Here is a 12,458-nt window from a genome sequence, read left to right as displayed (position 1 = left end):
CTCAGAAGCGATAGACCTGCCGTGCGATGGCCGCATGCAGCTCATCATCCAGCGGCTCGAAGCTCGTCGAACTCGGCAGGCGTACAAACAGCGGGCCGTCGACCTGGCGCGGATCGTAGCCGGCCTGCTTCAGATCCGCTTTCTTGTACTTGAAGGTGCCGGTGGTCTCCACTTCGCCGAGCAAACGCACGAACAGTGGCGCCGCGTAGGCCGGCAATCGTGCGTCGAGGTGGGTGCCAAGCGCGGCACCATCCAGCTCAAAGCCCTGTGCCAGGCGCAGCGCAGCCATGCCGCAGCGGCCGTTGGTGCCGGGAATCTCCACGCCGTAAACCACCGCATCCTCCACGCCTGGGAAGGCGCCGAGCACGTTCTCCACCTCGGTCGTTGAAACGTTTTCGCCCTTCCAGCGGAAGGTGTCGCCGAGGCGGTCGACGAACTGCGCGTGCTTGCAGCCGATGTCACGCATCAGGTCGCCGGTGTTGAACCAGGCGTCGCCCTTCTTGAACACGTCGCGCAGGATCGCTGCCTCGCTCTTGGCCGGATCGGTGTAGCCATCGAACGGCCACTTGGCGCTGATCTCGCTGATCAGCAGACCGGCTTCGCCCTTGTCGGCCTTCTGCAGAAAGCCCTTGTTGCCGCGGATCGGCCGATCATTCTCCAGGTCGTAGCGGACGATGGCGTAGGTAGCGGGGGTGTAGCCGACGGTGTTGTCGAAGTTGAAGACGTTCGTGAAGCCGATGTTGCCTTCGCTGGAGGCATAGAACTCGGTGATCTGCTCGACGCCGAAGCGCTGCTTGAAGTCGCTCCAGATCGACGGGCGCAGGCCGTTGCCGATCATGCAGCGCAGGCTGTTGCCCTGTTCCGCCGGGTGCACGGGCTGGTTGAGCAGGTAGCGGCACAGTTCGCCGATGTAGCCGAAGCAGGTAGCCTGGTAGCGCGCCACGTCGCTCCAGAAGGCGCTGGCGGAAAACCTGCGGCGCAGGGCGATGGCCGCACCGCCGGCCAGCGCTGCGCTCCAGCATACGGTGACGGCATTGTTGTGGTAGCAGGGTAGGGTCAGGTAGAGCACGTCGCGCTCGCTCAGGGTCAGGCCTGAGTGGCCGAAGCCGCCATAGGCCTTGATCCACTTGCCGTGGCTCATGATCGAGGCCTTGGGCAGGCCGGTAGTGCCGGAGGTGTAGATCAGAAAGCAGGCGTCCTTCATGCGCACGCGCAGGCTGTCCGGCGGGTTGTCCTCGGCCTGGGCGGCGGCCAGTTGCATGAGGTTGAGCCAGCCGTCCGGCGCCTGGCCAGCATCGCTCAGGCAATCCTGGTCAGCGATCCAGTAGCGGCGAGTGCATGGGGTGTGCAACTGGTCGGCTATTTCGTCGAAGACGCCATGCAGTTCGTCACCTATCACCAGGAAGCCGGGCTTGACCAGGTTGAAGCTGTGCGCCAGCACCTTGCCGCGCTGAGTGGTGTTGATCAGTGCGCCGACCGCACCGAGTTTGCTCAACGCGGCGAGGATCGCCAGCAGTTCCAGGCGGTTCTCCAGCATCACCGCGACCACGTCGCCATGGCTTACTCCCTCGGCCTTGAGCGCCCAGGCCAGACGATTGGCCCAGGCGTTGAACGCGTGATAACTGAGCTGGCGGTTTTCATCCATCAGCGCCGGACGTTCGGGGTGGCGTTCGGCTGCACGCTGCAGGGCCCAGGCCAGCGACAGGTTCTTCTCGCGGTTGCGAATGCCTGCGTAGTAAAGGCCGCGCAGCATGCGCGGCACTCGCGGCAGGTGCTGCGGCAGGTGGGCCAGGAAGCGGAAGGGCGAAATCAGATCGGCTTGGCTCATGGGGCTCGCACTTTGGATGTCATGAATGGGAGGCGAGTCTTGACTCTAGTCAGCGTGGCGCTTACCAGCCATGGCCCTGGCGCGCGCTTCGGTGGGCAGATCGGCGAATTGCGTCGCTATCGTCGTTTAGAAATCCTGTGAGCCCGGCTGCCAGGCCTCGATATGCTCCCAAAGGGCAGGCCAGTCTTGCGCCCAGCAGCAGCGATGATCATAGCCACGTACTACCTTGCGCTGCGCGCGGTGGCCGGGAGGGTAGCTCGCCAGGAACGCTTCGGTTAATTGAGGGGGAATAATGCGATCTTCATCTCCTACCAGGTGAAACTGTTCAACATTCGCCAAACGCGCACGCAGGACCGCAGTGTTTAATGAACCTTTCAGGGCGGAGATTCGATGGTGATAGGTCCAGGCGGCATGATCGAGGTTGCCGGCAATTGTGACGATGCGCTTCACATCGTGACGCCGCGCCGCTAGGAGCAATGTCAGGGCTCCACCGCCCGAGTAGCCGATGAGCACCAGACGTCGAGCGCCAGCTCGGTCTTTCAATTGGTCAACAGCCTGATCAAGACTCTGTACCACTTCTTCGGCGAAGCGGGCGTCAGTCCAGTAGCGTCTTTGGCAGGGTGGGCGAGAGGCATCCAGGTACTGGCAGGGGCGTCCCAGATAGGCAGCGTTGCCTCGGGGTTGCGCCAATGCCAGGCGCAGGGCAATCGGGTCGAGAGGGGTCGGGTCACTGGAAGGTTGGCGAGCGCTGATCCAGGCAAAGCCATCACCCTCCAGATAGATCGTCAGCTCATCACCTCTGGTCTGAGGCGCAAAGGCCTGCAGGCGAAATGCACCGCCCTGCAGTTGCAGAGCCTGCCAGTTCTGTTGGTGCGCGAGGATGGATGCTTGCTGGTGCCGCTCGCCCGGGCTGGGAAAGGAGGTGCAGGCTGCCAGCAGTAGTGTTCCTGCCAGCAGGAATAGGGGGCTCAGGCGCATGGATGAATATCTACCTCAGCTGACCGAGCTGTTTGCAGATGGAGCGGGGTTTCATCAGGTAGTGCGCGCCGTCGTTTCATCTTGCTCATCGGTGCTGAGCGCCAACACGCAAAGGCCACAGCATTGGGCGTGGCCTTTGTGTCGCGACGCAGTGCTCAGAAGGCCCAGCGTGCTTTCACTGAGGCACCCTGGTTGGTGAAGTCGCTACGCGCCTCTGCATCGTAACGCAGGCTGACTTCGGTGCCTCCGCTCAGGGTGTGGATCAGACCCAGTCCGGCGCGGGCTAGCCAGGGCTCCAGATCCAGCCCTTGGGTTCTGAAGGCGGCGCCGGGTGCGCCAGCGTAGGTGGACGTGATTGTGCCGTTTTCGTCGATCACGTCGTAGCCGGCGCCGAGGTTGGCACTGAGCAAGGTGGCTTCGCTCAAGGCGTAGTTGAGTTTTCCGTCGATGCTGAACAACAGCTCTTCGGTGTCGTTGCTGTCTACGTCCAGATCAAGAGCGCCAGCACCTTTCTCATGATACGAATCAGTACCTATCCACGTGTAGTCCGCGCGGGCCGAAGGCACGAAGGTCAACTGTTCGGACAGGTGCATGTTGTGACCGATGCCAATGCCGGCATGGACGTTGTAGCCGTTGTAGTCGGCGTGGGCAGTGGCATCTGCGAAAGGCATGTGGCGCTTGCTTTCGTTACGGTTCTGCCCGGCGTCCAGCTGGAAGTTCAGCTCGGTATCGGCACTCAGGGCGTAACTGCCGTAGCCAATCAGTTGGAATGTATCGATCTGGGCGCTTTGCGGGGCAACCCGTGAGTCGCTGTCCAGGTCGGTCTGTGCGTAAGCGAATGCCAGGCCAAGCCGGGTGGTCTCGGAAACGGCCGTATCGGCACCGATAGCCAGGCCCTTGGTGTTGGCGTCGTAGCCAGAGATACCACTACGTTCATTTTGCTCGGCCCAGGAACCAAAGGTCTTGATCCAAAGATTGCCGTTGCTTAGAGCGTCACCCGAAGACAGGCCGCGATTGCTGTCCTGGTGGGCCTGAATCACCCGGTTGATACCGGCCAATGTGCTGCTGGTGGCACTGGTGGCGCTGCCGGCGACAGTGGGCATGGTAGAGGTGACTGCGTTGGAGACCTCCTGCTCGCTGGTCAGGCCGATGAAGTTGGACGCCAGCTCACCAGTCGGATCTTCGGCTAGTACGTTATCGAGCACTTGGGCCGCTTCTTGTGCCGGGTTGTTGCCGGTATTGATGACGCTGTCCAGCACGCCGGCAGTCTCGGCCTTGGCCAGTGTCAGATCGACGGTATTGCCGTCCTTGACTGCGCCGAAGTTGAAGAGCAGGGAGTTGTCGCTGACGGCAAAGGTACCGTCACTGATCAGGTTGTTGGCGCTGAGTACATCGTTGAGTGTGCTGGCCGTGAAGGAGTAGCTGGGATTGCTGACGTCCACCATGATCTTGGCATTGCTGAGCAAGGTAGCGGTGCCGTCTACCACCAGCTTGCCGTAGGAGTTGTCATCAGCCACGCCAATCTTCAAGGCGCCGCTGCTGGCCTGATTGTAGTCGCCATAAATGGTGCCGGTGACGCCAGCAGCCAGGCTAAGGGTTCCCGCGTTGCTGAAGCCGCTGAAGGCAAAGATGCCGTCGTCCATCGTGCTGGACGTGCTGAGGCCTGCGCCCATCTTCAGAGTGGCACCGTTCTCGATTACAAAGCGGTCGACGGCGATGGCATTTTCACTGCTGAAAACTGCGCCTGACTTGAGGGTGAACAGGCTGTTCCCAGCATCAACGTCGCCCACCAGGCGTGCAGTATTGCCCGTGATGTTGATTGCGGAAATACCACTGAAACTCAGGTCGCTGATTGCGTATTGGGTTCCGGAGATGGTGCCACTGTTATCGATGGCACCGATGGCGCTGTCATAGACCTGAATGCCCGCCAGGGTGCCATTGATGGTGCCGCTGTTGCTGACTGAGTCGATGGTCGTGCCGGTATCAATACCGATGCCGACACCATCAGTACCGATGCCGTTGATGGTGCCGCTGTTGACGATGGTGCTGATACCCACATCTCCGGTCGCCAGGATACCGGTACCTCCGGTGATGGTACCGGCGTTGTTGAGGCTATCGAGCGTCACTGTTTGCATCAGACCATCCAGGGTAATACCGACAAAGGAACCCTCGATGGTGGCGCCTGCCAGGTTGCTGATGCTGCTGCCGCTGGCTTGTAGATAAATGCCGGAACCGTCCAGGTAGTAGGTACCGCCGGTATTGCGGATGATCCCGGCATTGCTGATGCTGCCGAAACCGGAATCGCTAAAAACGGCTGACTCATTGGCTGTGGTGATGCTGCCGGATTCGCTCACGGTCAGACTGTCATTGCCGTACAGATAACAACTGTAGGATTCGTTGCCGCTGATGGTGTTATTGCCAGCCCCGCAAATACCTGGGACAGCCTGCGCTGCTCCAGCTGTCGTCAGGGCAAGGGCTACACCTGCGAGCTTGAGTGCGCCGCCACTGCGCTTGCCATGCAGGTTGGCATGTTCATCGGCAACGACGAAGCTATTGCGGGTAAAGCTCCAGACGATACTAAAAGCTTTGTTCATGACTGCTCCCTGCGCTACCTGGCAACTGCCAGGCGAGCGATGCGACGCGTTTTTATCAGCGGTACGGCGGGAGGGTTCAGATTGCACTTCCCTGCATACGGCTTCCTGACATGCCAGGCATGTGATGGCATTGTGCCTGACTTCTTTCGGGTGCACATTCGGTATTTGCTGCAGGCCCGATGAGCAGCCGAAGATTGACTCAATCGACGAACAGATCCGGTATCAGGCTGCCGCCAGCAGGATCGAAACGGTATTGCTCGAAGTCGCTGACACCCCGTTCGCGCAGGATGTCTTCATCGATCAGCAGGCGCCCGGTGATGCTGCGGCCCTGGCTGGCCAGGATCGCATGAGCCGCGTCGGCCATGATCGCCGGGGTGCGTGCCCGCTTGAAGGCGTCACGGCTGCCCAGTTCGAACTCGATGGCGGCGGTGGCGATCATGGTCCTCGGCCACAGTGAGTTGACGCTGATGCCGTACTTCTTGAATTCCTCGCTCATGCCCAGGGTGAGCATGCTCATGCCGTACTTGGTGACGGTGTAGGGGCCATGCTGGGCGAACCACTTGGTATCGAGGTTGAGCGGCGGAGAGAGGTTGAGGATGTGCCCGCCCGGGCTTTTCTTCCCCGCAGCGGAGCTGCTGTTCTTCAAGTACGGCAGCGCCGCCTGGCTGCAGATCATCACCGCACGGGTATTGATCTGGTACATCAAGTCGAAGCGCTTGGGTTCCAGTTTCTCCACGCCCACCAGCTTGATCGCCCCGGCGTTGTTGATCAGTGCATCGATGCCACCGAAATGCTCGGCGGCCTTGGCCATGGCGGCCGCCACGGCCTGCTCGTCACGCACGTCCAGCTGTATCGCCAGGGCCTTGCCGCCTGCGGCTTCGACCTCGGCTGCGACGCTGAAGATGGTGCCTTGCAGTTTCGGGTGCGGCTCGGCGCTCTTGGCCGCGATGACGATGTTGGCGCCATCGGCGGCGGCCTTGAGGGCGATCTCGCGGCCGATGCCACGGCTGGCGCCGGTGATGAACAGGGTTTTACCGGAAAGTGACATGGACGTGCTCCTTCTTGTTGTTATGGGGCCGTGGGAGGGGCTTTAGCCGCGATGAACAACGCTCGCGGCTAAAGCCCCTCCCACGGCGATATATCAGGCCCCTACAGCTTCGATTTCCACCAGCAACTGACGGTTCTTGACCTGGTCGCCCTGACTCACGCCAACGCGACGAACGATGCCGTCGACGCCGGCCTTGAGCGGGTGCTCCATCTTCATTGCTTCCAGTACCACCAGCAGTTGCCCCTTGCTCACGCTAGCGCCCTCGGCGATCAGTACGTCGACGATGGCACCATCCATCGGTGCCTTTACCGCGCCGCTGCTGGCGGCGTTCTGCCCGCCCGCTGGCTCGTGGGTCACGTCCAGCAGCTCCAGGTTGCCGTGTTCACCGTACAGCCACAGATGCTCGCCTTCTATGTGGTAGGCCTGGCGGCGGCGCACGCCGTCCAGTTCGAGGGTCAGCCAACGGCCGTCGCTGGCCAGTAGGCGCAACGACAACTGCTCCTCACCCCAGTGCACGCGAAGCTGTGATTGTGGGCCGCTGGCGAGCACGTCCAGTTCCACAGCGTGTCTGTGCTCCCCCTGCTTGAGAACGAAACGCCAGGGCGCGCTGCCGGCGCTGCGCCAGCCGGACAGGCCGGGCTGGTGCGCGCGGGCATTGGCCGAGACCTGGTAGAGTAGGGCGGCGGCCATGGCCAGCTCGGCCAGGCTGGCCGTGTGCGGTTGCAGGCTGGGATCGCCTTCGAAGTGTTCGGCGATAAAGGCGGTGGTGGCGTTGCCGGCGGCGAACTCCGGGTGCTTGAGCAGGTTGGCGAGGAAACGCTGGTTGCCGTTCACGCCGAGCAGCACGCACTGTTCCACGGCGCGCACCAGCTTGCGCCGGGCTTCGTCGCGGGTTGCGCCGTAGGCGATGACCTTGGCCAGCATCGGGTCGTAGAAGGGCGTGACCGCCTGGCCCTCGACCAAACCGTGATCAATGCGCACGCCGGCCAGTAGCTCGGGCTCCCAACGCAGCACCTGGCCGGTTTGCGGCAGGAAGCCGGCGGCCGAGTCCTCGGCGTACAGGCGCACTTCCATGGCATGGCCGTTGAGGCGGATTTCGTCTTGTCGAAGTGGCAGGGGCTGGCCCTCGGCCACGCGAATCTGCCAGGCCACCAGATCCTGCCCTGTGATCAGCTCGGTGACCGGGTGCTCGACCTGCAGGCGAGTGTTCATTTCCAGGAAGAAGAACTCGCCGCTGGCTTCGAGCAGGAATTCCACGGTGCCGGCGCCGACGTAGTTGACCGAAGCCGCCGCCTTCACCGCCGCCTCGCCCATGGCGCGGCGCAGCTCGGGCGTCATCACCGGGCTGGGCGCTTCCTCGACCACCTTCTGGTGGCGACGCTGTACCGAGCAGTCGCGTTCGCCGAGGTAGACGATATTGCCGTGCTGGTCGCCGAAGACCTGGATTTCCACATGGCGCGGGCGGATCACCGCGCGTTCGAGGATCAGCTCGCCGGAACCGAAGGCGTTCTGCGCCTCCGAGCGGGCGGTGCGGATCTGCCCCAGCAGTTCGGAGGCTTCCTGTACCAGGCGCATGCCGCGGCCGCCGCCACCGGCGCTGGCCTTGATCATCAGCGGGTAGCCGATGCGTTCGGCTTCGCTGGCCAGGGTTTCGTCATCCTGGGCGGCGCCCTCAAAGCCGGGAATGCAGGGCACGCCGGCGTCACACATGGCGATCTTGGACAGGCGCTTGCTGCCCATCAGGTGGATGGCCTCTACGGTCGGGCCGATGAAGACGATACCGGCCGCCTCGCAGGCGCGGGCGAAGTCGGCGTTCTCGGAGAGGAAACCGTAGCCGGGGTGGATGGCGTCGGCGCCGGTCTTGCGCGCGGCCTCGATGATGGCGTCGATGCGCAGGTAGGACTGGCCCACCTGTGCCGGGCCTATGCACACGGCTTCGTCGGCGATCTGCACGTGGCGGGCATCGGCATCGGCCTCGGAGTACACCGCCACGGTGCGGTAGCCTAACTCAAGGGCGGTGCGCATTACCCGGCAGGCGATCTCGCCACGGTTGGCGATCAGGATCTTGTTGAATGCGGGCATCTTCGTGCTCCTGCTGTGCAACCTGGTTGGTCGGTGTCCGGATTACATCCCGGCTGCGGTCTGTCGATTTTGTTGTAGGAGCCAGCTTGCTGGCGATCCTGGTTCGAGCTGATCGCGAGCAAGCTCGCTCCTACAGTTGTTGGTGTGGTTACTGCGCCCAATTCGGCTTGCGCTTCTGCACGAAGGCCAGGGTGCCTTCGACGCCCTCGGCGCCTGTGACGGCGGCAGCGAACTGTTCGGCGGCGCGGTCGAGCAGCGGGCCGAGTGCTTCACGTTCGCTGGCCAGCAGCAGGACCTTGGTCTGGGCGTTGGCCTGTGGCGCGCATTGGCGAATCTGTTCCAGGGTCTCGTCCAGGCGCTGCTGCAGGGCGGCGTCATCGCTTTCGCAGTAATGCACCAGGCCCAGGCGTAGGGCCTCGGTGCCGTCGAAGCGGGCGGCGGTCAGAGCCAGGCGGCGCGCCTGGGTCAGGCCGATGCGGTGCACGACGAAAGGAGCGATCTGCGCCGGGAGGATGCCTAGCGTGGTTTCCGGCAGGCCGAACTTGGCGCTGCTGGCCGCGATCGCCACGTCGGACACGCAGGCCAGGCCGAAGCCGCCGCCGAGCACGGCGCCTTCCAGCACCGCCACCAGTACCTGCGGTGCGGCCTGGGCCTCTTCCAGCAGTGCACCGAAGGCGCGGTTCAGCTCGCGGTAGGCGTCACTGCCGCGGGCTCTGGCACCGGCCATGTCCTTGATGTCGCCACCGGCGCAGAAATGGCCGCCCGCGCCGCGCAGCACGAGGGCGCGCACGTTCGCGTCATGGCGTACGGCCTCCAGCGTGGCGCGCAGTTCGCCGACCATGGCCAGGCTCATGGCGTTGCGGCTGTCCGGGCGGTTGAGGGTGATGTGCAGCACGCCACCTTCGAGGTCGAGCAGCAGGGTGTCGCAGTGGGGCAGGTTGCTCATTGGCGGGCACCTTTAGATCGTTCCCACGCTCCGCGTGGGAATGCATTTGGCGACGCGGAGCGTCCCGTTATGGGTTCCCACGCGGACGGTTCGACGCCTCGACGTGGGAACCATCAGCGTATCTCAGCCCTTCTTTTTCCCAGGCAGGATGCCCATCAGCTTGCAGATGATGCCGAGCATGATTTCGTCGGCACCGCCGCCAATGCTGACCAGGCGCACGTCGCGGTAGGCGCGCGACACCGGGTTGTCCCACATGAAGCCCATGCCGCCCCAGTACTGCAGGCAGGCGTCGGACACCTCGCGGCCGAGGCGCCCAGCCTTGAGCTTGGCCATCGATGCCAGCTTGGTCACGTCACGGCCTTTCACGTATTGCTCGGTGGCCTGGTACACCAGTGCGCGCAGGCACTCGATCTCGGTCTGCAGCTCGGCCATGCGGAAGTGAATGACCTGGTTGTCGATCAGCGGCTGACCGAAGGTGTGGCGCTGCTTGCAGTAGTCGATGGTGGTGTCTACGCAGTGTTCCAGGCCCTTGATCATGTTCGCCGCACCGAACAGGCGCTCTTCCTGGAACTGCAGCATCTGCATCATGAAGCCGGCGCCTTCGTGGCCGATGCGATAGCGCTGCGGCACGCGCACGTTGTCGAAGAACACCTGGGCGGTTTCCGAGCTGCGCATGCCGAGCTTGTCCAGGTGTGGGCTCACCGTGATGCCAGGAGTCTTCATCGGCACCACGATCAGTGACTTGTTGACGTGCGGCTTGTCGTCACTGGTGTTGGCCAGCAGGCAGATGAAGTCGGCCGATGGCGAGTTGGTGATCCACATCTTGCTGCCGTTGATCACGTAGTCATCGCCGTCCTTGCGCGCGGTGGTCTTCAGGCCCGCCACGTCGGAGCCGGCGCCAACTTCGGAGACGCCGATGCAGCCGACCATCTCACCAGTAATGGCCGGGCGCAGGAACGCCTCGCGCAGCTCATCGGAGCCGAAGCGCGCCAGGGCCGGGGTGCACATGTCGGTCTGTACGCCGATGGACATGGGGATGCCGCCGCAGTGAATGGTGCCGAACTCTTCGGCAGCAACGATCGAGTAGCTGTAGTCCAGGCCCATGCCGCCGAATTTCTCCGGTTTGGAGATGCCAAGCAGCCCCAGTTCGCCGGCCTTCCTGAAGATGTCGTGGATGGGGAAGCGGCCCTCCTTTTCCCACTCATCGACGTGCGGATTGATTTCCTTGTCGACGAAATTGCGGACGGTACGGCGGAGTTCTTCGTGTTCCTGGGTGAAGATCATTGTTGTTGTGCTCCGTATCGAATGGGTCTGTAGGGCGGGTGAAACCCGCCGCATGCTTTGCGGGTTTCACCCGCCCTACGGTCAGAATCGCGCCACGCCGAAGCTGCTTTTCTTCAATGGACGCAGGTTGGCTTCGGCACAGATGTCCAGCAAAAAACCCAGCAGCTTGCGCGTATCACGCGGATCGATCAGGCCGTCGTCCCACAGGCTGGCGGTGCCGTACAGCGCGGTGGACTGGCTGTCGAGCTTCTGCGCAGTGACTTGCTCGAGCATGTCGAGCATTTTCGGATCGGCTTCCTTGCCTTCCTTGGCATGCTTGTCCTCGGTGACGATGCGCAGCACCTTGCCGGCCTGGGCACCACCCATCACGGCGGTCTTGCTGTTGGGCCAGGCGAAGATGAAGCGCGGGTCGAGGCCTCGGCCGCACATGGCGTAGTTGCCGGCGCCGTAGGAACCGCCTACGACGATGGTGAGCTTGGGCACGGTGGCGTTGGCCACGGCCTGGATCATCTTCGAGCCGTGCTTGATCACGCCGTTCTGCTCCGACTCGGTACCGACCATGAAACCGGTGGTGTTGTGGAAGAACAGGATCGGCGTGTTGCTCTGCTCGCACAGTTGGATGAACTGCGCTGCCTTGGCCGCGCCCTGCGGGGTGATAGGGCCGTTGTTGCCAATGAAACCGCAGGCCTGGCCTTCGATCTGCAGATGGCCGCAGACGGTCTGGCTGTCGAACTCGTTCTTGAAATCGAGGAACTCCGAGCCATCGGCGATGCGCGCGATGATCTCGCGCACGTCGTAGGGCTTCTTGGCGTCGGCCGGTACCAGGCCGAGCAGTTCCTCGGCTGGGTACAGCGGTTCGCGCCAGGTTTTCGCCGGACGCGCCTGTAGCTGCTGGTTCCAGGGCAACATGGCGAGGATCTCCCGCGCCAGGCGCACACCGTCGGCGTCGTTCTCGGCCAGGTATTCGGCGGTGCCGGCGACCTGAGCGTGCATCTCGGCGCCGCCGAGTTGCTCGTCGGTGGCGATCTCGCCGGTGGCGGCCTTGAGCAGTGGTGGGCCGGCGAGGAACATCTTGGCCTTGCCGCGTACCACCACCACGTAGTCCGAAAGGCCGGGCTGATAGGCCCCGCCGGCGGTGCTAGAGCCGTGCACCACGGTGATCTGCGGCAGGCCCATGGCCGACATGCGTGCCTGATTGGCGAAGCCGCGCGCGCCCTCGACGAAGATGTCGGCGGCGTAGTTGAGGTTGGCGCCGCCGCTTTCTGCCAGGGTCACCACCGGCAGTTTGTTCTCGAAGGCGATCTGCTGCAGGCGCAGGGATTTCTTCAGGCCGCTGGGGGAGATGGTGCCGCCCTTGATCGCGCTGTTGTTGGCAATCACCAGGCAACGTACGCCGGCGATGTAGCCGATGCCGGCGATCAGGCCGCCGCCGGCCTGACTGCCGTCCTTGTCGTCATGCAGCTTGTAGCCGGCCAGCGAGGCCAGCTCGAGGAACGGCGCACCGGCATCGAGCAGCAGGTTGATGCGTTCACGCGGCAGCAACTGGCCCCGCTTCTCGAACTTGGCCTTGGCTTCCTGCGCCTTGTCCTGCACCTTCTGCTCGACGTCGCGGAAGGCTGTGATGGCGGCCAGCATGGCTTCGCGGTTCTGCGCGAAGGCTTCGCCATGCACGTCGATTTCCGATTGGATCACGGGCAT

General features: G+C 63.2%; 8 protein-coding genes. All 8 read right to left on the bottom strand.

The features are described 5' to 3' along the window. Position 1 precedes the first annotated feature (1 nt). The 8 genes from INS93_RS11775 to atuC all read right to left on the bottom strand — a co-directional run bounded on the left by INS93_RS11775 (position 2) and on the right by atuC (position 12,458). Positions 2–1,828, bottom strand: coding sequence for a long-chain-acyl-CoA synthetase (locus INS93_RS11775; protein ID WP_192982104.1), 1,827 nt, complete (start codon positions 1,826–1,828; stop codon positions 2–4). Between the two features lie 126 nt (positions 1,829–1,954). Then, a complete protein-coding gene (locus INS93_RS11770) occupies positions 1,955–2,806 on the bottom strand; it encodes an alpha/beta hydrolase (RefSeq protein ID WP_226945488.1) in 852 nt (283 codons plus the stop codon). A gap of 155 nt (positions 2,807–2,961) precedes the next feature. Next, a complete protein-coding gene (locus INS93_RS11765; RefSeq protein ID WP_192982101.1) occupies positions 2,962–5,400 on the bottom strand; it encodes an autotransporter domain-containing protein in 2,439 nt (812 codons plus the stop codon). Between the two features lie 199 nt (positions 5,401–5,599). Beyond that, complete coding sequence (locus INS93_RS11760) at positions 5,600–6,448, bottom strand: SDR family oxidoreductase (RefSeq protein WP_192982098.1); 849 nt, start codon at positions 6,446–6,448, stop codon at positions 5,600–5,602. 93 nt (positions 6,449–6,541) lie between these two features. Beyond that, entirely contained in the window at positions 6,542–8,530 is a 1,989-nt protein-coding gene (locus INS93_RS11755) for an acetyl-CoA carboxylase biotin carboxylase subunit (protein WP_192982095.1), read from the bottom strand. A gap of 148 nt (positions 8,531–8,678) precedes the next feature. Continuing rightward, a complete protein-coding gene (gene atuE / locus INS93_RS11750; protein WP_192982092.1) occupies positions 8,679–9,476 on the bottom strand; it encodes an isohexenylglutaconyl-CoA hydratase in 798 nt (265 codons plus the stop codon). 123 nt (positions 9,477–9,599) lie between these two features. Further along, positions 9,600–10,760: a citronellyl-CoA dehydrogenase gene (atuD, locus tag INS93_RS11745; RefSeq protein WP_160016624.1), complete on the bottom strand. Its 1,161-nt coding sequence runs from the start codon at positions 10,758–10,760 to the stop codon at positions 9,600–9,602. Positions 10,761–10,841: 81 nt separating this feature from the next. Next, positions 10,842–12,458, bottom strand: coding sequence for a geranyl-CoA carboxylase subunit beta (atuC, locus tag INS93_RS11740; RefSeq protein WP_192982089.1), 1,617 nt, complete (start codon positions 12,456–12,458; stop codon positions 10,842–10,844).

The organism is Pseudomonas sp. EggHat1 (assembly GCF_014892995.1).
GTDB lineage: Bacteria > Pseudomonadota > Gammaproteobacteria > Pseudomonadales > Pseudomonadaceae > Aquipseudomonas > Aquipseudomonas chaetocerotis.
Note: the sequence above shows the minus strand (reverse complement) of the source record. Positions and strands in the feature narration are given on the sequence as shown.